Source organism: Myroides sp. DW712 (assembly GCF_046557355.1).
Taxonomy (GTDB): domain Bacteria; phylum Bacteroidota; class Bacteroidia; order Flavobacteriales; family Flavobacteriaceae; genus Flavobacterium.
In genome coordinates this window covers 38,301-62,125 of the sequence record NZ_JBKFDO010000021.1, presented here as the reverse complement: position 1 = coordinate 62,125, position 23,825 = coordinate 38,301, and the positions used below count along the sequence as shown (strand labels likewise).

Below are 23,825 nucleotides of genomic sequence, written 5' to 3'. Positions count from 1 at the left end.
TATCGTTATTAAACAATTTTACTCCATCTTTCTATCACTACATCCACATCCTCCACTTTGAGGTACATCACAGCACTCTGTAAACACTTTCTTATATAACTTTGCTCTTTCTTCTGGAACATTTATAGTATCGATAACTTTAATGGCTTGTTCTAATCTTTGATTTTGAAGTGCCGCATTTTGAGTTGCCGCATCTTGTAATTTCTGATTATAACAATCTAAACTCTCGCCTTGTCCTAGTAAAGCATCAACAATTAAGGATGGTGTTCGCAAAATTCGTTCCGAGGTATTTAGTATAATTCCTTGGACTTTTTTGTCTTTATACGTTTGTTCCAAATCCTTTCTAACTTTTACATACTCTACAGTTTCTCCTTCGAAATTCGGATCAATACAATTACTCATTTTTTCCGTAACTTTTTCTATTAAACTAACTGTCTTATTTTCATGATTCTGAATACTACATAATTGAGTGTAAATCATTTGTTTAGTTTTCTCAACCGTTTCTTTATCTTTTAAAACTTCCTCTAAGAGTTCATCCAATCCCATCATCCTACAAGATTTCCTATTTCCTAATCCACCATAGTATACAAAGGATACATCTACTAGGTGCGTAATACTGATATACTCTTGTAGCAGTTGTCTAAAAACAAAATTTAAAACTCTACTTTTATTGATATTCTCCAATTCTCTAACAGTGGTTTCTTCATACTCTGAAAGAGAAGAAGAAGTGGTTTCTGTATTAATTTCAATTTGACGAAGAGAATCAGATTTAGAAACGTGATGAGAAGTAGCTGAGGAAAGCATATTTACTTGTGTCTGGATAGCATTACTAATTGTAGACGTTGAGGAACCTGTGCCACCGCCACCGCCACCGCCGCCTATTTTAAAAATTCCAAGGTTTAGTCCAAACCCACCACCAGCTTTCCAATTATTAGTTTTAGTACTTACTTCTTGTTCGCTCATATTAATGGCATGACCTACTTCATTTTGAAGCGCTTTTTGTAAATCTTCTGCACTGCTTTCACTATAACTATCTAAAATATTTTGCGCCTGTAATCGAGTTGTCTGTTCTTGTTGATACGTTCGTATAGAAATAGTTGTTCTTTCACCTGGTAATAACGAAAATGTTTTAATTGTCTTTCCTGCTCCGTAATCTCCTAAAAAAGAAGACATTTTCATTTCTAAAGCAATCATTAACTCAGGAATTTCAAACGTCTGTTTTTTCGTATCAATAAATCGTGTTAGTATTTTATCGCCTAATGGATTTACCTCTAGTATAGGCCGAAACCCATCTTTAATCATTGAAGCGACATAATCAACAGGAATATAAGCTCTTTTTAATGGGGTAGCTATATGTACTGTTTGTCCTGTAGAAGGACTGATTGGATTTGTAGTTAATTGTGGAGTGATTGGATTCGAGATGAATAATTCTTCTTGATTAGCGTCTTCAAAATTAAATACTGGATCAATGGCATATAAGCTAGTTTGTCGATCTCTTTCAATAGAAGATTGCTTTTCTAACTTAGTTCTTTCTAAAGCTACATTGACAATCGCAATATTACTTCTATCAAGTAAAGCAGCATTATCGATTATTTTCACCGCCCCACCACTTTGGATATCTTGCAAAACCAAAGCTTTAATTTCTTCTATAGGTTTCTTGGCTAATTCTAACCAAAACAAATTCTTCTCTGTTGGTTTGAACCAATCCTTAGGAATCTGAAGATTTAAAAATGAAGTTATACTATATGACGTATTTTGAGGTAGGTTATAATTCAAAATACTAGCTTTGCCATCTTTATCTAATTTGATAAAGGGCTCTTGAGGTAAACATGAATCCATAATTATTTCTATTTTAAAAATTAATATTCGAAAGACTTACTATCTACATCTGAATATAAATATACCAAAAAAATAAAGCACTAAAACAAATAATACTATATTGATTTAATTAAAAAATAACAAATCATAGACAATTACAGGAATTAACCACTTGTAATTTTTATAATATTTTGTTAAAAATAAATCGTATATTGCTTTTATGGCACTTCCAATTTGCGCCCTTTATATTTTCGTCTTCTGTTTTCTCACCTTAAAGTCAGTTCGATCCTTTACAAGGATGTGAAATTTTTAAGATGGCATACACCAAAATACAAGTTTTACTATTCTTTATAGTTGTAAATCTTCTTTTTAGGATAAAACACTAAAAACAGTGTTTAATTATCCAAACACCTTTTTGATATTATATAAAATCATTAAAAAGAAAGTTCTGAAGGGTTAAATATCTATTTATTGGAGAGGAAGAAAACTTCATATCTTACTCTTTTAAATCAACTTGAATTTGATAATAGTGATTTAAAATTGATATTACAGTCTTCTCTCTTAGATAATTCTGAAAAGCTGACAATAATAAATAACTGTCCTGATAATGTGATTACCACAAATAGTAATTTAAAACTATTAAGTCCTATACTTATAACAAATGATAACCTCACCGTTAATGATACAATTTTAAGTTCAATTCTAAATAACAACCACATTTCTGTTATTGAACGACTTAAACTATTCAACAAAAACTACAAAAAATATAATTTAGGATTTATTGAGAATTACTTAGAAAATTTAGGAAATGAATATGCTCAAATTACTGACAAGAGTAGAAAAGCAAGAATCGCTAAGAACGCTGATAATAGCCAACTTTTAAATATTCTAGTAAGTAAAGGTTACATATCATCTTTTTCAGATAAAGACACTCATTATAGAGTAAATCATAAACGAACGTAAATCATAATTGATTGATTTTAATATTGTACAAAAATGAGGAATACTAGTAACTATACAATTTTCAGGGAAGTTTACATCAACTACTTACTTTAAGGTCTTCAAAATAAATAATTTTCACTATCTTTATTCTACTCGCTTTTTTAGACGTGAGCTATTAGGTGAGTTGGTTTTTTACAAACAAGACAATTAATTGATTTAAAGATATTTACGAGGATTGGTTCGAATCCTGCCACCCCGACTTACTAAAAGCTCTAACGAAAGTTAGGGCTTTTTTGTTTAGTTAACGGTTTTCTGGAGAAGCTTCAAAAGTTGGGGTCAGGTGCAAAAGTTGGGGACTATGTAATAAATATACCGCTCATACATGAATATCCTGCGATTAAAACGAAACATCCTTTTAAAAGTTTTTTTCCTTCATCTAAGTTAATAGCAGTCAGTATAGCTTGTATGGTTGTATCCCCCGACTAAAAAAGCGCCAATGAAAATTAGTCTATTTTTATTGATTTTTTGTACCTTGAGCCCATGCAAGAGAATGTTCGACCTACCTTTTTACCCCTCACTTCTCAACATAGTGTGGTGCTCACGTGGCTACTCAATAGTTTGGGTGGTATTCTCTTAGCAGGCTTGTTTTTCCTACTTGCTTGCTTGCCTTTTTTGGTTTCAAGAGATAGTGAAGTACGGATTATCGTTGGGCTCATATTTTATCCGCTTTGGGCTTATGCGTTATATCGCTTTATTCGCTATATCAAAAACAAAATGGCGGGAGCCATACGAAACATTCGCATTGATGAAAAAGGGATTCATTTTGATAAGAAAAAAGGAAATACAGTTCACATTCCCTACGACCTACTAGGACCATCCTCCCGTTCCACCCCGTATGATGTCTATCTTGTACCTGTAAACAAAACACAGCACCTCGCTTTTGGTTTACAGGGCGTTGAAACCACTCTTGTATTTGACGGGAGTGATATAGGAAGTGTATCTTACATCAAAAATGGAAGAGCCTTACGGGCTAAATTCATTGAGGGAATTGCTCGCTTTCGACCTGATTTAACCATTGATCCTGCTGTATTTAAAGCGTTTAGTATTCACCCTCAAAAATTCACCTTTGATGGCAAACAGTATAGAAAACATGTCCTACAAGGCCTACTGATGCTCGTTGGTCTATTGGCACTTGGTTGCTTAATAACCCTGCTACTTACTCTATTTTAGGCGTGTATAAGCTAACTACAAATCTTCTTTTAAACACTGCTTACTGGTCTCCAGATTCGTTATTTCCCCTTTTAGAATAAACGGTTGGAATTTTTTGCCCTTGCTATTATCGAGGCGTATAGCACTTTCAGGTTGTTCTTTTGGTTGCACTTGTGTTTGTATTCATTAAATTACTTGACTGCTCCCTTCTGTACTTGTAATGTTAAATTCCCCCAACTCAAAAGCATAGACAGTAAAGTATATACAACGCGACATGAGATACAAGAAAGCGTATAAATCGGAGAAAAGTGACATACTTCTAAAAAGAAACGGCATTTTATTTATAGTATTTTAATTAACATTTTTAAGATGCAACTACCTCTCCAACCTGTATAAATAAAACCTAAAAGTCTTTATGTATAAAAAACACCTCCATATTTAACGAATTTACTCTACACTATTGTAGTTTGACTTGCGTATATTTGTTAAGAAAGTTAATACAATAAAAATGAATCATCATCTCACGAAATACACTATTTGTCAAACAGCCATGCAGTTCTTTTCATCGGAAGGATTTGAAAAGGTGACCCTGGAAAGCATTGCTAAGGCGGTGAATTTGAATGAAGCCGATGTTTACCTCTATTTTGGATCGAAAGAAGATATTATCCTTTACCTCTACCACAGTATTAACAACGATTGGCAGCTTGCTGTTCATGCTCTTACACAAGAAAAACTAGCGGACCGTTTTGAAGCTGCACTACTGACCAAAATCACGTTACTGGAAGATTATAAGGACGTATTGAGTCAGATGATTCCTATTTTACTATCAGATTCTAAAGTTTCGGTTCACGCACCACAAACCTCACACATCAGAGCTTTAGGTATTCAGATTATAAACGACATCCTAAAGGGTGCTACGGATAGTAACACCCTGCAGAAGAAGATAGTAGACCTTCCTTCCATTCTCTATACACTTCATTGGGGTATCTTATTCGTTTACCTCAAAACGGGAAAAAAAGAAAAGACAATAACCTCTATTCGTTTAATGGCAAAAACATTAAAAAAAGCCAATCGATTTTCATTTGCACTCCATTTGTTTCCGCTAATCAATGATATCAGCCTGTGGACCGAAGAGTTTATTCATACCAATCTTCCTTTAAATCATTCGCTAAACCGAGAGTTATTTAATATCATCGCAAACAATCGTAAAATAAGCACGTTAGACAACGGATGTACCGCCGACTTCTGCGGGGAGTGCTTTGCTATTCACGAAACAAAAATCAATTATTTTACCAGTCAAAATCTACCTTTACATTTTATCTTACCCGCCTTTCCAGCTAAATCACCTAACCCTGAAAAAGTATTGGGTTCTTTGCCCGACTTAGGTGAGGAGATTGCCTTAATGACATTGGAAAATATGTGTAAAGAAATAAGTAGTATTTACACTCCTGGTGCTACACTAACCATTTGTTCTGATGGTCGAATTTTCTCTGAATTAGTTGGGGTGACGGATGCACAAATTACGCAATATGTAAAAAGAATAAAAGATCTTATTGTCAAGCTCAAGCTACAGCATATTACTATTGTTAACTTAGAGGATTTAACCACTGGTAATTCGTTTGATGTACAACGAAAAGAATTACTCGAAAAATATGCGGAACCTTTGGAAGATTTGCAACATAGAAGAAAGGTAAATCCTGAATTTCAACATCTTTTTAATGGTATTCACCGCTTTATTTCAGAGGACAGGAAAGCGGTAGCTCCAGATAGCACGATGAGTCAGATTAAAAAAGAATCCAAAACAATTGCCTTACAAGTCATCCAGCACAGCAATGCTTGGACGAGGTTTTTATTATATATTTATCCGAATGCTATTCGCCTATCTATACATCCCTATAATTCTCATAATGACAAAATAGGAATTCAACTGACCAAAGCAACAAATAACTGGATTACACCTTGGCATGGTGTACTGGTATTAGACACTGACGGATACATTTTAATGAAAAAAAGTGAAGCAGAACAGAAAGGGGCACGCCTAGTAACAGAACACAACCAACCGTACTATTATACTTTACTTGCAGAACAATGAATTATACAGTAGAACATCTTCATCCCTTTGGTATCCAAATTCGACATCAGACGGGTTCAAACTCCATTGAACAATTCTCTACCGAACAGCTTAACGAATGGATTGTCCAACACAAATTAATTGTATTTAAGGGCTATCAAACGTTGCCCAAACAAGAGTTGGCTCTTTTTGCTCAAAGACTAGGTAAACCCCTACAATGGGTCTTTGGAGCAATTAACGATTTACAAGTAAAGCCAAAAACAGAAAACTATATTTTTACTGATCACGAGGTTCCTATGCATTGGGACGGGGCTTTTGTAGGAAAAATTCCCTACATCATCCTTTTTCAGTGTATTACAGCCCCCCAAAAGGAAGATGGCGGAGGAACCACTTTTTGTCATACGCAGAAGATAATAGCTAATCGTTCAGCAAAAGATCAAAAAGAATGGGACAAAATTTCGATTACCTATACAACGAAGAAAATCGTTCACTATGGGGGAAAAATCAAACAAAAACTGACGCAAAAACACGAAGTTGAACCTATCGAAGTGTTGCGATATGCAGAACCTGTTGATGATCTCAACCCTGTCACACTAACTATCTCAGGATTAGAAAACAAAACAGCCGATGAATTTATTCTGGAAATGAAGGAAAAACTATATCATCCGGACTATCTCTACACCCACCGTTGGGAAAACGGAGATATTGTATTAGCAGACAATCATACCCTACTACACGGCAGGGAAGCTTTTACTAAACCAAACGAGCGTTATATACAGCGCATCAATATCCTACACCGTCCAAAAGGTTTTTCTATTCAACGTTTTATTTCCAATTGCCTAACCATTAGACGAAAGGAGTTTTTTGTTGCTGAATTACCCATTTTTCTTATCCCTTTGCTGATTAGCATACAATCGTGGAACGACTTTCTAGCTCCAACGCTTTATCTTGGTCTAGCTGCCATTATTCTGTTGTTTAATATTGGGGATATGATTAACTGTTATGCGGATTACAAACTAGATGCTATTTATAAAAGTCACTTATCTAATGCAGTCTATGAGTTAGGAAAAAAAAATGTAAAAGTACAGCTTATACTTTCAGGTATTCTTGCCCTCATACTAACCTGTTATATTGCCATTGATACGAATCAGTTTTATTTAATACCCTTAACCGTAGTGGGTGTTTTCATCGGCCTCCAATACTCTATTCCGCCCTTTAAATTTAAATCCCAAGGTCTCTTACAATTACTCTGTCTCTGGCTGATTATTTTTGTTGGACCTATGCTATACACAGCAATCATCACTCATGGTTTTCCTGAGCTGGTGTCCTTGGCTCTATTTTGTTTTTACGGCTTACACCAAATGGGTATCATTATGCTAAATACAGCTGAAGATTATACAGAAGATAAAGCCAGTGGCCTCAATACTATTATCATTAAATTGGGACTCCATCGATCACTCAACTTTGCCTTTCAACTCGTGATTTTTTCTGGAGTAGTGATTCAACTTTTATTTGCCTATGCCTTCTATCAAAATCAGGTGGCAGAATACCTCTATTTATCTATCGGTTTATTTACTGTAGGCTGGTTAGTAATTGTCAAGGAGTATAAAAAAGTCATTGACAACATCAACTGCAAAAATGAACAGGACGCCATAGAAGAGATAAAAAAGAATGGAATGAAAGTTCCGCGTTGGTTAAAGATTGGCGCTTATGCCACACTTGTTGTTGTAGTTGTTTTATTTAGTTGGAACGTAAGTCATTAACCTTATGGACACTACACCCTATGATTGTGCCATCATTGGCGGCGGCGTTGCAGGACTATCGCTAGCCATACTCCTAGCGCAATCCAACCAAAAAGTCATCCTGTTTGAAAAAGAACAATTTCCTTTTCACAAAGTTTGTGGAGAATACATTTCTAATGAAAGTATTCCTTTTCTCACTTCCTTAGGTATTAATTTCAGTAAACAAGCCCTACCAGACATTGACAAGTTACTGTTAACTTCTCCTTCTGGAATTTCGATTCGATGTCCTTTATCTATAGGGGGTACTGGACTGTCACGCTATGAGTTAGATGCTCAACTCTATGCTATTGCAGTAAATCAAGACGTGGATGTGCACACCAAAACCAAAGTAGAACAGGTAAAATTCGACAATAACTTATTTGAAGTTTGTACAGCTAATGAGCGTTTTTATGCCCGAACTGCTGTTGGGGCATTTGGAAAAAATACCAATATTGATGTGCAACTCAAGCGAACGTTTCGCGCTACAAAACAAAGTAACCTCTATATTGCGGTTAAGTATCATATCTACGCTGATTTCTTTGATCGTACCCAAGTAGAGATGCACAACTTCTCTGGCGGATATTGCGGACTATCTGCCATTGAGGACAACAAAGTAAATATGAGCTACATCAGCAAAGTTCAAAACTTGAAAAAAGCAGGAAGTATTCCACAAATGGAAAAAACAATCCTGTCTAAAAACCCTCATTTAAAACAGTATTTGGAACGAGGTACATTTCTTTTTGATAAGCCTCTGACGATTTCCCATCTGTACTTTGGGATGAAAAATACAACAAGAGACCATCTACTCCTGTTGGGGGATGCTGCTGGAAATATTGCTCCTTTAAGTGGCAATGGAATGAGTATGGCCTTGCAATCAGCTAAACTGGCATATGAATGTTTATTACCTTATCTAAAACAGCAATCTACATGGGCTGAGATGGAAAAACAGTATACGAAGGCGTATTACCACACGTTTTCAAAGCGTATTTGGACTGCGAAACAAATCAACCGCGCCTCTCTTTACACCCCATTACTTACAGATATAACTTTTAGTTTTTTAAGACTGTTTCCAGCTATCGTGAAAAAAGGTAGTGCACAGATACATGGAGACGTTTTTTAATTTATATCGTATTTTCTATACTCATCGAAGAAATGAAAAAAGCGAAGAGATTTACCTCTTCGCTTTTCTTTTATTACTTATTGCTCTTGTATCCTTTACTTACTACTTTCCACAATTTTCATTGTATTCTGGAAAAATTTCCAATGCCATACGCTGTACTTTCGGCGCATTAAGCTCAACCTCGCTCTTAATCAAAGCTCCTAATTTCGATTTTTTCTTCTCTTCCTTTTCTGGATTATAACTCGGATATTCGTTGTTTAGCATCTTGGTACGCACAGACGAACAATCTTCAGTCAATTTTTTAAAATCGCTGCTATTTAATTCTTCAATCTTACCTCCATTTTTCACCACTAAAAGTGTGGGATAGTCAATAATCTGTTTAATATCCTGCTCTTGCTCTCTAATTTCTTTCTCTCCAAAAGCCACAGAAGAAGGTAAACCGTACAATCGATATACTTTAATGGCACCTTGTACTAAAACCTCTACCATATATTCAGAGGTAGCTAAATTTTTAATCAATTTTACTTTGCCCGCAATTCCACCTTTATCGCTAGTCGAAGACTCTCGTAGGTTCTTGTATTTAATCAATTCAAATTCCCGTAACACACCTTCATCATAAGCAGCATAGGCAGTTAACTCATCTGCTTTTAGCGTTTTTAACTTTTGTCTCTTTTTATCGTGATCAATTTCATCTAAGGCAATAAACTTAACCTTGGCTTGGTTTATCCAAGGGGTTTCATCTGTTCCCATCAACTTTACCACGCCTTCTATTTTCTTGCCGTCCTTGTTGATAATCCATCCCATTTTTTCGTTTCCTCTCAATTCATATTCCTCTGTCACCTCTTGGGCAAATAAAGCAAAAGGCAATACTGTGAGTAGGGTAGTACGTAGTATTTTTTTAAGCATAATCTATATTTTTAAAAAGTGAATATTTCTATAATTAAATCTTAATTATAAGCTAACACAAATATATACTTATTTCAAAAACAACCTCTTAAAACAAATAATTTTACTTTTAATGCAAAAAAAAACACAAACAATTGTTTGTGCTTTTCTATATTTTATTGTTTGACTTAATACCTCCAGGCCAAAATACGGCTGATCTTATTTCCTTGCTCCATCTGAATGACACGAACTTCTGCTGCTTCTGCTCTTTTAAGTAAGGATTGTAGGCCTTTAAGATTGTCTTTATTGGACACTAAGCTCGTAAACCAAACCGCCTGTCTTTTAAAGTGTTTACTCTCATAAATATAATTCGTAATAAAGACTTTTTCTCCACCTTCACACCACAATTCGTTATGCTGACCACTAAAGTTCTGTACGGGTTTTCCAATTACTTCTTTTCCTAAGTTCTTCAACTTTTGTGTAGTTTTCGCCAATACCTCTTCCCGAGAGGAAAAGAAAGGCGGGTTGCAAATGACAGCATCGAAATACTCTTTTTCACCGATGATATTTTTCAATACATTGCGCTTGCTCATTTGCTGGCGGAGGGTCACTTTCTGTTTTAAATGTGGGTTATTCGCTATAATATGACTAGCCGTCTTCATCGATACGACATCCACTTCAGATCCAACAAATTCCCATCCGTATTCTGCTACACCTAGAATCGGATAAATGACATTGGCTCCAACGCCTAAGTCTAATACTTTTACTCCACTACCCGTTGGAATTTTACCTCCATTGTCTTCAGCTAATAGATCGGCGATATAGTGGATGTAATCAGCGCGTCCAGGAATAGGAGGACAAAGATTGGTCTTCGGCATTTCCCAATACGTAATTTTATACGCGCTCATGAGGATAGCCTTATTGAGCAGTACAACCGCTTCCGGAAGTGAAAAATCAATGGTATCTCTACCTGATGGATTCTTTTGTATAAAAGCTTCCAGTTCAGGTACGACTGCCTTCAATCGATTAAAATCATACCCTTTTTGGTGCTTATTGCGTTCGTGTAATTTCTTTCGAGATTGCTTTTCGTCTTTCATGCGCGTATTCTTTCTTACTCTTTGCAACAAAATTAGACTATTTCAATGGTTTTCCTACGGTCTACTTGATTTAATTACCTCTTCTTTGCTCCTATTCTACTCCTAAATTGAGCTAAAATCCATGTGTTTCTCTAACTTATTCGTGCTGAATTAAAACTCATTTCAGCATCTCTCTTCCTGTTTCACTACCACTTATAAGAAAGCATGACCCAACAACTACGCGCTTAAAATGCCTTTTCAACGCTAGTATTTCTTACACCGCTATTTCTTCCTATTTTTATTGTTATTATTTTAATTTACCATTGAAATAAATGACATAAATAAAAAATGCCTCAAATAAAATGTAGAAAAATCGGGAATTAAAACCACACTTTGTGTATTTTAAACCCATTTTACTTAAAGATAACTAGAAAATAAAAGAATAAAACAAAAAAATTCAAAAAGACATAAACAGCTATTAATCAATAACTTACATTATTTTAAGCACCAATTAATTCTTTAACTTCTTTTTTTAACAGAATATAAAAATATAAAAAACACTTTTAACTCCTTTTAATTTACAATAAACACATTTTTTAGTTAAAAAATACAATTAATAATTTTTATAGTAAAACAAAGCCTTTGTTGCTTCTATCCCGCATTATCGCTAGAATAGCATCTGTATTCTATTTTTTTAACACTATCTACTAATACCTAATGAAAATTAACTAAAAATTTCATTATTTCTTTTTGTGCATGAAAATTGAACCTTACTTAATACCTGTGAAAATTATTTAGGACAGCTAGTATCACAGTGTATATAAACCCTTTAAAAAAACAAAATTATGAATCACCAAAATTCAAGAAACAGTCCGTCTCAAGACAACAGACAATCTGCTTTTTATCATATGGCAGAAGAGATTTACCAACTCGGGTATGAACATGGGTATGACGATGGTGCAGATGATGAGCGTTACAATGATGAAATGGATCAAGAAGATTTAGAATACTTCTTTGATGAAGAGGACTTCGATTATGATGAAGATGATAATCAAGATCCATATTCAAACTTTAATGAAGGCGATCATCCTCGTGATGCACAAGGTCGATTCACCTCAAAATCAAGAAGCGGGAGAACTCAAAGTTCAGGTCATTATGATAATCAACGCTCTAGTAGATCGTATGGTTCATCTTCCAGAGGTAGATCCAATAATTCATCAAGAAATATGGGGCAAGGTTCAGGAAGCAGAAGTTCTAGTAGTACTTCTCGTGATGGACGAGCTACTTCGAGAGGAAGATCCTATTCTTCTTCGAATAATTCAAACCGTTCACATTCAGCAAACGGTTCAAATAATGGGACTAGCCGTCGAGGTTTCGCCTCAATGAGCAAAGCTAAGCGAACTGAAATAGCAAGAATGGGTGGTCGTGCATCCCATGGTGGCGGACGTTCAACAAGTGGCGCTAGAAGATAATTAACTGCTAGACCCATATCAATTAAAAGAAGGAGATTCTTCTCCTTCTTTTATAAAAAAAGAAAAAATATGAAAAATTCAACTGATATATCGGAAACAAGTCCGGCATTTAAGACCTTATTTATCAAGCTACTGAAAGGGATCTACAATACCGAGCATGCTATTGTAGATGCACTACCTACGCTTATACAAGCCGCTACGACACAGGAATTAAAAGAGAGCTTCCAAGATCATGAACTTGTCACCAAAAGACAAATCATGCGCTTAGAGCGCATCTTCAGAAAATTAGATCTTACTGTGGAAAAACAAAGCTGTGCAGTGATGGAAACCTTTGAAGCTATCACACAAAAAATAATTAAGGTTACCCCGGATAACAGTATGGTAAGGGATGCAGGACTGATTGTAGTAGCCCAACAAATCGAGCATTATGAAATTGCTACTTATGGTGGGTTAATTCAATTTGCTTTAGCCATCGAGGCGTATGAAATTGCCAACTTACTTGAACAAACCCTTGAAGAAGAAGAAGATACAGACTTTGAGCTTACCCAAATAGGAGAATGTCACATTAACCTACAAGCCAGTGAAGAAGAAAGTCATACTCAAGAAAATGAAGAGAAAGAGGAGGAAAAAAATTCTTCAAGCAGTACAAAACGAAACAGCGCTAGCGCTACTAAAGATAAAGAAACTAAACTAAAAAAATAGTTTTATTCTACTCAATAAAATTGCTAGATTTTTGAAAATCAAGTGGCTTATTCAGGGTTATTTCCATAGTCACTCATACTCGAAAAATTACTGACCCTGGTAAGCCACTTTTATTCACTTAAACACATCTATTTATGGGAGTATCCGTTACTTACAAACTTTTTGTTATCCTCTTTACCGTCCTGTTTTTTGTCTTTTTTTTATTTGTTTCTTGTAAGAACAAATCCAATTCAGAACAATACTTATACAAGGAAGAAAGTGTACCAAAACCAGTACACACGGCTCCATTTTCGTATGATGACCAGTATGACACCACCGATCAGGAGACGCTACAAAAGCGATTCAGTGATTTATTGGCTACCCAGTTATACTATACCAAAATTGCAATAACGCAAAGTCAACAACCACAGATTCAAGAATTTGCAGAACGTGTTTTGCTTGAATATGAGCATGCTCTCCAAGAGATGGAAAGTCTGATTAGCAGAGAAAAACAAGAGGAACTTTTATTTCGAAGAGGAACGAAACTCCTTCTACCGAAATTAGAAACACCAAACCTCTCTACCTACGACCGCGACTTTCTAGATGAAACTATTAAGTTACAATTTAGCATTCGCGAGGTACTTTGGTATCTAAAAAAAAGCACTAAAAACGCTGATTTACAAACGTTTTACAGCAAGTTAATACAAGAAATCGAATTGCGTATTGACCAAGGCGTTAACTTATTACATGATATTTAACCAATATAGAAATTATGAAAACATATAAAAAACCCCTATTATTCGTCATTTTTTTGTTTGCACTTGTCACTTCGTGCAAGGATCAACCCAAAGCCAAGGCGCCTGAAAAAATAGCAAAAGAGCAAAACCAAGCCAATCAACAGCATCAAGTAACCCACAAAAAAGTAGTCGATTACTCCACCTATTTGGTCGATATTGTTCACGATCAACTTTTTGAGATTGAATTGGGCAAATTGGGCAAGCAAAAATCAACCAATGAAAATATCCGTGATTTTGCTGCTGAATTAGAGAAACACCATGAAAAAAGACTACAAAAACTCAATGTTTTGGCAGCTGACTTCCACTATGCAGTACCTCATAATCTATCGGATAAACAATGGGAAGAAATACAAGACTTAGAACAAACCAAAGCGAAGAACTTTGATAAAAAATGGCTAGAAATTGTTATTTCAAAACACAACCAAGCTGCAGATGTCTTGATTGATGCTATTAATAAAATTGACAACCAAAATATGAGAAATCAATTGAATGAGACTTTACAAGAAGTACGTTCCCATTTAGAAGCCGCAACTTTTATCCAAAATAAACAACTAAAATAGCAACATTTTAAGCTTTTATTTTTTTTTCTAACCGCCTAAATCTCTTTCAATTTAGGCGGTTTATTTTACCAAGAAATCGTCAATCTTCAATCCTTTGTAATTCTGTTTTCGATAGTGCGCTGGACTACACTGGACTACCTTTTGAAAATTGCGGAAGAAACTAGAATAATCCGAAAAACCACATTTTTCTGCAATTGCCTGGATAGACCACTCCGAATATGCCAATAATTGTTGCGCATATTCAATACGCTGAGTTAAATAATACGTATAAAAAGTTTGATTATATAGTAATTTAAATCCTTTCTGAAAGGTACTTTTACTTAAATCAAACGCCTGACAAAGTTCGTCTATGGTATAAATTTTCTCATAATCTTTAGTCCCTAGTAAGGCGTGGATACGTTGAATTTTATCGCGCTCTGTTTCATTCATTTTTCGCATTTTTTTAAATGCAGCTGGACTAGTTTGATGATTTTCCTGAATGATAGGATTTACCAAAGCAAAGCTCATCCAAATATCATGTGACTTGTCCATATAGTGAAAACCACAGTACCCATTGAGCCTTTGCCCATCAACGCTCAACTGCAAAGAAAAGGAGTTTTTAGCCGCAGGAGCTTGTAAAAACATCAAAAAATGCTTCATCCACTTTTCTTGCTGTTCTTCTTCTAAAAAATCAATTACATTGCGATTAACAAATACCGTTTCATCGAAAGACTGTTGATTATCTTGAATAAGCGATAAATCTAAAATTTGTCCTTGAGCACTAATTTTGACAATACTTGTGGTAACGAATTCGTATCCGAAGGTTGGTTGTAAAGAAATAAAATACTTAAACTTACTTTCATAATTCCCCGCCAAAATATTAAACAAAAATTCAGCATGAGAGAAACAATCTTGCTCCATTTTTGGATTAAGGCGTTTAGCATAATTTCCGTTGGATAATTCCTCTAGTGCTTCAATTAAAGCCTTTAGTCTTTCTTTGCTGATTGTAATGGACATGGGATACTATTAGTTCTTTTATTGATTTTCAAAATACTCTCCACTAGTTTCACTACCTAATAAATTTAATTGGTCACCCTCATGCGCTGCTAAAAGATAGTTCACTTATCTATTTTAGACCTTTTCCTATCTCCTTTTTACCTTTAATACCAACATACCTGAATCAAATGAAACAAAAAGGATGAATTTCTTGTCCAAATTATACCAAAAAACGAAAGTGACGCATATGAAAACACTTCATATATACCACTTCTATTATTTATATTCGATTTAAATTTTTTAAATAGCACTATTTCAACAACAAATGTACATATTTTCAAAAAGTATAGCAATTTAATAACACTTTTTATAGTAGATGCAATGCTATGACTTATTGAGCCCTCGTCTTGATTGAGTAAATACAACAGTAGGACAAGAAGAAGGGATATCCCTAGACTTTTAATTGCCGTAGTAAGGTATAAAAAAAATCAAAGGTCGTAGACCTTTTTTGTCAAAAGGAATACAACCTTTGAAGAAATTATTTCAAGAAAGTGTAGATATTAAACACCTATAATGTAATGCGTCCCCCTGTAGCAGAAATAATAGTACCCGAAATATAGCTGGCTGCCTCACTAGCAAGAAAAATATAGGCAGGAGCAATTTCACTCGGTTGTGCAGGTCGTTTCAATGGTGTATTTTGTCCAAAAGTGTCGATATCGGAAAGAGTTGTCGGAATCAAAGGTGTCCATACTGGCCCTGGCGCAACGGCATTTACACGAATACCCTTTCCCTGTTCTAAGAACATCTTACTCATACTAGCGGTCAAATTTTGAATGGCTGCTTTAGAGGATGCATACATCAATAAATCAGGGTTGGGATCATACACATTAACTGAAGTTGTATGGATAATACTTCCTCCTTTTGGGATATGGTCTAAGCTATACTTCGTCATATAAAATAAGGCGTACACATTGGTTTCATACGTCATTTTTAAATCTTCTTCCGTAATAGCTACAAACGCTTTGTGTTCTTTCTGAAAAGCAGCATTGTTAATTAAGACATCTATTTGCCCAAAAATTTCAACTGTAGTAGCTACTATCTTTTTGCAGTTGTCCGCCTGTTTGATATCCGCCTGAATAGCCAGTCCTTTTACACCAGCTTGTTCTATCCATTGTAGCGTATCTTTGGCGTCTTCCTGTTCTTCTTCGGATAAATAAACCAATACTACATTAGCTCCTTCTCGAGCAAAAGCAATGGAAATGGCTTTTCCTATCCCCGAATCTCCTCCGGTAACAAGTACTGTTTTACCCGCAAATAATGCATGCCCTTTATACGTATATTCACCATGGTCGGGATAATTTTCCATGCGATGCTCACTTCCTGGAGGGCTTTGTTTTTTCTCTTTTTTCATTTTTTTACTTTTTTTGGTTGTTTAAAGTAAAACGAAAACCGTGCAATTTCCTTTTTCTCTCTCTTCTGCTTTCATTTTACGCTACTTTGAAAAATAAAATGTAGAATCTACGGGCAATAATTCTACAAAATGTAGATAAAGGCACTACAAAATCACTCTATTTTTTTATCCATTGTATAAAATAACAACATAATAAACACTCTTTTGAACTAAAAAAACACTATGCTTCCCCTGTTTTTCCTCTTTTGCTTTTTAAAACAAATAGCCATAAGTAATTTAAATAATTGCATATTTAAGTTTAGCATGACTTTTGATTTAGTTTAAGCACTATTGAAGCAATGAAATAATAAATACTAGCTGTCACTACTTTTTATTAATCAAAAAACTTCAAGAATATGAATAATCGCAATAACAACAGAGCAAGATCAAATCGTCAGAGAAGTACTATGAATAACTCTGGTCATCCAAGAAATTACGATAACTACAACGAGAATCAATTTCAAGATAATTATCGTTTTGACGATTATAATCACAACACAAATGATAGAGAGGACTATCGATTCAATAATTCAAGAAATCCTCAATACGACAGCCACGTAGATTATGAAAATGATGGGTATTTCAACGATAATGAGTATCATCCCAATCAGCGTTCCAACTACATGGATAGCTATGATAGAAACTTGGAGCACCCAATGAATCGTCAAAGAGATTACAACCAAGAAATCTACGCGAGAAATGATTATTACTCAGACCATCCTAATTATAATGACAATAGTTATGAAGGCAACGACGATTACTATGGGTACAATGAAGCGTTTGATAATCGATATGATCAAGAGTATGACCATCCTTATCGTATGAACTCACCAAGAGAATATGGCCATCAAAAGCAAAACTACGGGCAAAATCAATCATACAACCAGGGGTATAATTCCTCGCAAAGCGGGAGAAACAATCGTTCTCGCAATACGTTAGGAAGAACCTCTCATCAGTACGATACTATGGATACATCAAGAGATTCGATCTTTACCGATGACCAATCCTACAACAACCGCAGATCAAGACGCTACGGTTTTGGAAGTCGATACAATGATTAGTTCATTCCAATTTATATTTCGTTATTTTCTGTAAACAAAGAGGAAGCTTGAATCAAGTTTCCTCTTTGTCTTTTTATCCCCTACTATTTCACGTTATATTCGGGGGGTTGGTGTTTGGGATTTGGGATTTGGCGTTTGGCGTTTAGTTCAATTGATCGTTTTACTACAATATTCTATTCAAAACGAAGGCGAACAACGAAAAACAAAAGCCAAACAACAAAAAAACCCTATATAACTCGTATACAGGGTTTTTTCCTTTTTCATAGCTTCAATTATCTCGAGACTTGAATCAAAAACTCAAGCAAATCGAGGGTATTCCTGATCCTATTTCAACCAGTTTGAGTAAAGAAAAGAGAAGCCTAGTCAAGGAATATACTTGTTTCGTACTTCTCTCTTCTTTCGTTTTTAGTATAATGAACTAAAACAGAATATTGTTACTCCTCCTTCCAATTACGAATTACATCTTCCAGTTCTTCTCGTGTTTTACCGCTTTTCTCTTGCATTTTTCCTACCACTTCATCCCATTTTCCTTCGGCAAAAACAGCGTCGTTGTCAAACCATTCGCCATATTTTTGTTTGACTGCTCCTTTAACTCTTTTCCATTTTCCTTCTAATTCTAACTTATTCATAGGTTTATGTTTTTTATGGTTATTATTTAATTTTATTATCAATTGGTGTTCTATTTCTCTTCAGTGTTAGAACACGCTTCTAAACATTCCTCCGCATGATGTATTGTTTTCTTTAACACAAAAGCTACTACAGTTAAACCTGCAGCCACACAACAAAGGATTTTTCCATACTTGTAAAATTCATCTTTTTTCATAACGTACTTTTTTTAATTAATACACTTGATGTAGCAACATTTTTACAATTTTTTTTCCTTTTGTCTATATGCTTTTTCAAGTGGGAATTTAGGTCTTATACTTTACTCTTTGTTCCTTGAACAAGACGTATGACAAGCATAATTAAAGCAACTAACAGTAAAATGTGTATAGCCTCTCCGATTAATTGCCCAAAGGCAAAAAAACCAACTCCCCATCCTAACAGTAAAAGAATCACAATGATCCAAAAAATATCTCTCATTTTTTTGATTTTAGCGTTTTTACTCTTCTTTCTAGTTTCCCTATCTCGTAAGGAAACTTAACCTTCAGTCTGGAAGAAATAAGTTTTTTAAATGAATGTCCTTCTTCCTTCTCTTTTATCTTTAATTCTCATTTGAACATTTTATCGCGATACTGTTCTTTTTTCTTTTTAAGTAAGAATAATCTAACTTTCTTACTTATAATAGAACAAAAAGTATACAAAATGCGAATTATATCTAAAAAAAATTCAAAATAGAACATGTATTCTTTCTGTCATAGTAGGCTATAGCTTAGATACAAGCCTGTTTGCATTAAATTATCTAATTAGCAAGAAAACAACATAAAAAAAACAAAATTGTGTATAAAAATGTAGAAACAATCCTCTAACTGTGTGTATACTCTACATTTTATATCGATAAATTAAAAATAAACAAGCTAGACCCATTATTCATTCTTTTCACTTACACAAAACCAAAAAAGTAATTGATATTCCGTTTAAAAAAAATCTCTAAGAGACGAGGAGCTACTGGCCCTAACAGCGAACTACTTCTGGTACTCCACGCTATACAGGCATAAAAAAAGCTCAAAAAAGCTAGTGGCTTTTTGAGCTTTTAGAGGGTGACAACAACAAAAACAACTCTTTATTTAGCGATTACTTTTGGCATTCCAATTTCACCATACATCAAGGTTTTTACTAAAGGCTTTAGGCGGTCTGTAGCCAATAAATATAAGCTTGGTGGAATTTGAGGGCGAGCTCGAACAACTACTTTCTGATTCTGATAAGGAGTTAGATCAACCGCTTCAACGTTAGATCGCCAGAGATCTAATTCCAATGCTGCTTTATCTTTAAAATCAAAGTGAACTGCACAATTGTGCAACTTACTAGCGATAACCATGTATACCCACGAAGGGATAATGGTATCCACCGAACAGTAAATAGCAACTGCTTTGTTCGTATAAAGAGTAAAATCAATTGCAGCTAAAGCCGCGCGAAATTCTTTTTCTTTGATAATCATTTCCATAAAGAGCAATTGCTTGATATCAAATCCAACAATCTCAATTGCTGGGCGATAATCCACCAGGTCAAATGCTATAATTCCTGATGCTTCAACTTTGTTTACAAAAGGTTCTGATGACATCTTCTTACTTTCTAATTAAACACAAAACTACGGATAAAAACTAATAAAACAATTTTTTATTGTTTTATTAAGCATGCATTGTATTTACCACCTTACCTTATTCAATATTCTTGTCATTTGGGCGAATTTACTTAACTTAGTCGCCCAATAAAACAATGTTTAGTTGTCAAATGAAAAAATCCTTAGTTGATCACATCTTGAAGTTTATCCGACTTACTAGTGAAATAACAGCAGCTGCGCTTGCTGAAGAATTAAGCCTCACGAAAGAAGGAGCTAGACAAAACCTGTTGAAACTCGTGGAGGAAGGCTTGATTATTAGCACGTCAAAAAGGGAAGGTGTAGGACGTCCTATCACCTATTACACCCTGAGTGAAAAGGGAATTGCCAGGCTACCAGACGCCCATGCAGAGGTAACTGTAGAACTTCTTCATTCAGTTAAAACATTGTTGGGAGAGAATGCACTGGATTTACTGATTGGTGAGCGCGAAAAAAAAGTATATGCGCGTTATGAAAAACGACTAGCCTCGGCAGTTAGCTTAGAACAAAAGCTAGATTTACTCACGCAAATCCGAACAGAAGAGGGCTATATGGCGCATTGGGAGGAAAAAGAAGGCGTTTATTTTCTCATTGAAAACCACTGCCCTATTTGTGCAGCAGCTACTGCTTGTCAAGGATTTTGTCGGGCTGAATTACGCAATTTCAGCTCATTGCTCGGCACAGACTATCAAGTGAAACGCATTGCTCACTTACTCGTGGAAGGACAGCGTTGTGTCTATAAAATCACGGCAACTAGCTAGTATTCTTTTAAACAAGCCTCTCAAAAAAAACAGAGGCCTGTTTTTCTAGTTTTTTACTACTCCTTCCTGAACAGAGGGTACTGTAATTGAAAATTCACTTCCTGCTCCATATTCACTGTGAACCGCAATCGTTCCTCGTTGGGCTTCAATAAATTCTTTGCTAATTGACAACCCTAAGCCCGTCCCTTCTCGGTGCGTACCAGGAACCCGAAAGTAGCGGTCAAAAACGCGATGTAGATATTCTGGAGGAATACCAATACCTTTATCTTTTACTGTAATCGTCGTTTTACTAGCATCTTGCGTGATTTTAACCTCAACTTGAGAAGATTCATGGGAGTAATTAAGTGCATTAGCAAGTAGATTGGTTAACACCCAAGTTGTCTTTTCCACATCCACTTGGATAGCGTTCAAACGTTCAGGCAGTTCCAACAAAACGTCAATCTTTTTTTGTTCCGCTTGCATATGGTTAGCCTCCAACGCGTATTGCACAATCTGCTGTACGTTTGTTGGCTTCATATTCATCATAATTTTCCCACTTTCAATTTGCGTTAAGTTCAGCAGTTCAGCCGTAATTTTTAGCAAACGTCCAACATCATCTTGGATACTGTCAATCAAGATATGTTGTTCTTCATTCAACTCACCAATGCGATCATTTTTCAGCAACTGCAAACTCATTTTCATGGCTGATATCGGTGTTTTAAATTCATGAGAAACCGTAGCAATAAAACGCGTCTTAGCCGCATCCAATTCCTTGAACTCCGTAATGTTTTTTAGCATAATTACGTGCCCAACCAATTCTTTAGCATCTTCCCCCGTTGGGGTAATTTCAATGTGTAAGAATTGCTGGTCAAAGTAATTCTCCTTGTCATTGTGTATGATTTTAAAAGGTTCTTTTTCCGTCTGAGGTACACTAATTTCTTTTAATAACAGGCGCATTAAATCATTGTAAATGGCAATATCTTTGCTGCTTTTACCCACCATTTCCTCTTCTGAAAGTCCCAGTACTTTGCATGCCTCCTCATTGACGAAGATGACCTGCATATTTTCATCCAGCCCAATCACCACATCAGACATGCTGTTGATCAATGCTTCTATTCGCTTCTTTTGACGCATTAATTTAGCTAGGTGGCTGCTGTTGTATTCTTCTAGCTTTTGAGCCATCGTATTAAACGATTGAGCTAATTCTCCAAATTCATCCTGTTGATCTAAGAACACGCGTTCTTTGTAATTACTACTGGCAATTTGCTTAATACTAGCGGTTAACTTTTGAATAGGATCTGCAATATTGGAGGGGAGATTCATCAGTAAAATCAAAGCAATAACAAAACAGGCTCCTCCAGCAATAGCAAGCCAAATCGTTGCTTGTACTGCTGTTTTATTTGCTAATTCGCTTTTGAACTCAATGGCTTTCATATTCATCTCCATTACCTCAATCAACCATTCTCTTATTTGTACTAAATCAGTCGCTTGCTGTCCATTCAACTTGTAGGATTCAAAATAGCTCCGCAAGGTAGCATTCATTTCTTTTTCTCCTACTTCGGTTGCATTCTGCTCCTGATTTTTCAACTGTTCCTCAAACTGAACCAAATGGCGATCTCCCTTTTGATCTAAGGCACGCAACATACTCTTAGCATACAAAAGGGAATTATAATTATCGTGTAAAATATTACGGGTATCTTGCTTGAGGAAATGAATATAAATCGTTCCTATCCCACCCAAAAAAACAATTAGGATGAACAAGAGGCCCAAGCCCAAGGTTAGTTTTGTTTTGATTCTCATTTTGAAAAAATTATAAGGTCAATAGGTAGTGAGGTCAATTTTTTTAACAACTGATTGAATACATTCGTAGCTAAGATAATCTGATACAAGCGCAGACGAGGTTTACCAATGCAAATGGTAGTAATCTGTCGTTGTTCTACTTGTTCTAGAATAGCTTTCGCAATATTGGCATGTTCACTCTTCACAATTTCCGCTCCTAATTCTGTAGCTAATTTAAAATTATTAATCAAATGGCGCTGTTTATCTAAAGCAATTTTATTGGGGTGCTCTTTTGGGGTTTGCACATAGAGGACATACCATTTCGAATTGAGATAGCTTGCCAAACGTGCCGTTCTTCGAATGACATTCTTGGCATTCTTATCATTGGAACTGATACACGCCAGGAAGCGACTGGGTTTAGCTGAAATCGACATACTCACCTCTGTAGCAACTTTGTTCTCTACGTGTAAAGCGACTTCCTTTAAGGCCAATTCCCGCAGTTGTAAGATATTAGACGAAGTAAAAAAATGCTGTAAAGCCACGGGAATTTTATCTTGAGGATAAATATTTCCCCCTTTTAGGCGCTCAATCAAATCATCAGCGGTTAAATCGATATTGACCACTTCATCCGCTTCTTGTATCACTTTATCAGGGACACGCTCTGTTACATCGATAGCAGTAATCTCTTGCACTGCCTGGTGTAAACTTTCGATATGTTGAATGTTCAACGCGGAGATAACGTGAATACCCGCCTCAAGTATTTCGAGAACATCTTGCCAACGCTTTGCATTTTTACTACCTGCGATATTGGAATGCGCGAGTTCATCAATAATAACAATTTCTGGACAATCTTGTAAAATCGCCTCTAAGTCTAGCTCCTCTACCCGCTTGCCTTTGTAGAACACTTCTTTCCTAGGAATCATCGGCAATCCTTCCAAGAGTGCATGGGTTTCTTTTCGATTGTGGGTTTCAATATACCCTAGCTTTACATCAATGCCCTTTTGCATCAAATCTCTTGCTTCCATTAGCATGCGATAGGTTTTTCCTACTCCAGCACTCATACCGATGTATACCTTAAACTTTCCGCGTTTGGAACGACGGATGAGTGCAAGGAAATCTTCTGCGCTTTGTCGTGTTTCTCTTTCCATTGG

At 35.5% G+C, this 23,825-nt stretch carries 22 protein-coding genes; 11 read left to right on the top strand and 11 right to left on the bottom strand.

Annotation, left to right across the window (positions count from 1 at the left end):
* Positions 1–18: 18 nt before the first annotated feature.
* Positions 19–1,839, bottom strand: coding sequence for a hypothetical protein (locus ACLJX0_RS14175; RefSeq protein ID WP_410881319.1), 1,821 nt, complete (start codon positions 1,837–1,839; stop codon positions 19–21).
* Positions 1,840–2,289: 450 nt separating this feature from the next.
* On the opposite strand from ACLJX0_RS14175, the gene ACLJX0_RS14170 reads away from it, so the two are divergent.
* From ACLJX0_RS14170 to ACLJX0_RS14150, 5 genes are all read left to right on the top strand, one after another.
* A complete protein-coding gene (locus ACLJX0_RS14170; protein WP_410881317.1) occupies positions 2,290–2,781 on the top strand; it encodes a hypothetical protein in 492 nt (163 codons plus the stop codon).
* Between the two features lie 519 nt (positions 2,782–3,300).
* Positions 3,301–3,990 carry a hypothetical protein gene (locus tag ACLJX0_RS14165; protein ID WP_410881315.1) on the top strand — a complete coding sequence of 230 codons (690 nt, stop codon included), beginning with the start codon at positions 3,301–3,303 and terminating at the stop codon, positions 3,988–3,990.
* 487 nt (positions 3,991–4,477) lie between these two features.
* On the top strand, positions 4,478–6,061 hold the full coding sequence (locus tag ACLJX0_RS14160; protein WP_410881313.1) for an L-tyrosine/L-tryptophan isonitrile synthase family protein: 1,584 nt from the start codon (positions 4,478–4,480) through the stop codon (positions 6,059–6,061).
* Positions 6,058–7,803, top strand: coding sequence for a TauD/TfdA family dioxygenase (locus ACLJX0_RS14155; protein ID WP_410881311.1), 1,746 nt, complete (start codon positions 6,058–6,060; stop codon positions 7,801–7,803). Before ACLJX0_RS14160 ends, ACLJX0_RS14155 begins: the two co-directional genes overlap by 4 nt.
* Before the next feature lie 4 nt (positions 7,804–7,807).
* Positions 7,808–8,941: an NAD(P)/FAD-dependent oxidoreductase gene (locus ACLJX0_RS14150; RefSeq protein WP_410881309.1), complete on the top strand. Its 1,134-nt coding sequence runs from the start codon at positions 7,808–7,810 to the stop codon at positions 8,939–8,941.
* Between the two features lie 102 nt (positions 8,942–9,043).
* On the opposite strand, the gene ACLJX0_RS14145 is transcribed toward ACLJX0_RS14150, so the two are convergent.
* A complete protein-coding gene (locus tag ACLJX0_RS14145; RefSeq protein WP_410881307.1) occupies positions 9,044–9,847 on the bottom strand; it encodes a hypothetical protein in 804 nt (267 codons plus the stop codon).
* Positions 9,848–10,014: 167 nt separating this feature from the next.
* A complete protein-coding gene (rlmF, locus tag ACLJX0_RS14140; protein WP_410881305.1) occupies positions 10,015–10,923 on the bottom strand; it encodes a 23S rRNA (adenine(1618)-N(6))-methyltransferase RlmF in 909 nt (302 codons plus the stop codon).
* An 824-nt stretch (positions 10,924–11,747) separates the two neighbouring features.
* Between rlmF and ACLJX0_RS14135 the strand changes: the two genes are divergently transcribed.
* From ACLJX0_RS14135 to ACLJX0_RS14120, 4 genes are all read left to right on the top strand, one after another.
* A complete protein-coding gene (locus tag ACLJX0_RS14135) occupies positions 11,748–12,374 on the top strand; it encodes a KGG domain-containing protein (protein WP_410881303.1) in 627 nt (208 codons plus the stop codon).
* A gap of 69 nt (positions 12,375–12,443) precedes the next feature.
* Positions 12,444–13,076 carry a ferritin-like domain-containing protein gene (locus tag ACLJX0_RS14130; protein WP_410881301.1) on the top strand — a complete coding sequence of 211 codons (633 nt, stop codon included), beginning with the start codon at positions 12,444–12,446 and terminating at the stop codon, positions 13,074–13,076.
* 134 nt (positions 13,077–13,210) lie between these two features.
* On the top strand, positions 13,211–13,813 hold the full coding sequence (locus tag ACLJX0_RS14125) for a DUF4142 domain-containing protein (RefSeq protein ID WP_410881299.1): 603 nt from the start codon (positions 13,211–13,213) through the stop codon (positions 13,811–13,813).
* 14 nt (positions 13,814–13,827) lie between these two features.
* A complete protein-coding gene (locus tag ACLJX0_RS14120; protein WP_410881297.1) occupies positions 13,828–14,412 on the top strand; it encodes a DUF4142 domain-containing protein in 585 nt (194 codons plus the stop codon).
* Between the two features lie 60 nt (positions 14,413–14,472).
* On the opposite strand, the gene ACLJX0_RS14115 is transcribed toward ACLJX0_RS14120, so the two are convergent.
* A complete protein-coding gene (locus ACLJX0_RS14115; protein ID WP_410881295.1) occupies positions 14,473–15,408 on the bottom strand; it encodes a helix-turn-helix domain-containing protein in 936 nt (311 codons plus the stop codon).
* Positions 15,409–15,955: 547 nt separating this feature from the next.
* Positions 15,956–16,798 (bottom strand): SDR family oxidoreductase, encoded by an 843-nt coding sequence (locus tag ACLJX0_RS14110; protein WP_410881293.1) that lies wholly within the window; start codon positions 16,796–16,798, stop codon positions 15,956–15,958.
* Between the two features lie 395 nt (positions 16,799–17,193).
* On the opposite strand from ACLJX0_RS14110, the gene ACLJX0_RS14105 reads away from it, so the two are divergent.
* The gene (locus ACLJX0_RS14105) at positions 17,194–17,898 is read left to right on the top strand and encodes a hypothetical protein (protein ID WP_410881291.1); all 705 of its coding nucleotides are present in this window, start codon (positions 17,194–17,196) and stop codon (positions 17,896–17,898) included.
* A 434-nt stretch (positions 17,899–18,332) separates the two neighbouring features.
* Here the strand turns inward: ACLJX0_RS14105 and ACLJX0_RS14100 are convergent, their stop codons facing one another.
* The 4 genes from ACLJX0_RS14100 to ACLJX0_RS14085 all read right to left on the bottom strand — a co-directional run bounded on the left by ACLJX0_RS14100 (position 18,333) and on the right by ACLJX0_RS14085 (position 20,119).
* Positions 18,333–18,527: a CsbD family protein gene (locus ACLJX0_RS14100; protein ID WP_410881289.1), complete on the bottom strand. Its 195-nt coding sequence runs from the start codon at positions 18,525–18,527 to the stop codon at positions 18,333–18,335.
* A gap of 50 nt (positions 18,528–18,577) precedes the next feature.
* Positions 18,578–18,721 carry a hypothetical protein gene (locus ACLJX0_RS14095; RefSeq protein WP_410881287.1) on the bottom strand — a complete coding sequence of 48 codons (144 nt, stop codon included), beginning with the start codon at positions 18,719–18,721 and terminating at the stop codon, positions 18,578–18,580.
* 95 nt (positions 18,722–18,816) lie between these two features.
* The gene (locus ACLJX0_RS14090; protein WP_410881285.1) at positions 18,817–18,981 is read right to left on the bottom strand and encodes a lmo0937 family membrane protein; all 165 of its coding nucleotides are present in this window, start codon (positions 18,979–18,981) and stop codon (positions 18,817–18,819) included.
* A gap of 640 nt (positions 18,982–19,621) precedes the next feature.
* Positions 19,622–20,119 (bottom strand): DUF2480 family protein, encoded by a 498-nt coding sequence (locus tag ACLJX0_RS14085; protein WP_410881283.1) that lies wholly within the window; start codon positions 20,117–20,119, stop codon positions 19,622–19,624.
* Between the two features lie 170 nt (positions 20,120–20,289).
* On the opposite strand from ACLJX0_RS14085, the gene ACLJX0_RS14080 reads away from it, so the two are divergent.
* Positions 20,290–20,916 (top strand): helix-turn-helix transcriptional regulator, encoded by a 627-nt coding sequence (locus tag ACLJX0_RS14080; protein ID WP_410881281.1) that lies wholly within the window; start codon positions 20,290–20,292, stop codon positions 20,914–20,916.
* A 45-nt stretch (positions 20,917–20,961) separates the two neighbouring features.
* Here the strand turns inward: ACLJX0_RS14080 and ACLJX0_RS14075 are convergent, their stop codons facing one another.
* Both ACLJX0_RS14075 and ACLJX0_RS14070 read right to left on the bottom strand, forming a co-directional pair.
* Positions 20,962–22,695 (bottom strand): ATP-binding protein, encoded by a 1,734-nt coding sequence (locus ACLJX0_RS14075; protein ID WP_410881279.1) that lies wholly within the window; start codon positions 22,693–22,695, stop codon positions 20,962–20,964.
* On the bottom strand, positions 22,692–23,822 hold the full coding sequence (locus ACLJX0_RS14070) for a sensor protein KdpD (RefSeq protein ID WP_410881277.1): 1,131 nt from the start codon (positions 23,820–23,822) through the stop codon (positions 22,692–22,694). The genes ACLJX0_RS14075 and ACLJX0_RS14070 overlap by 4 nt, the downstream gene beginning before the upstream one ends.
* Positions 23,823–23,825 lie beyond the last annotated feature (3 nt).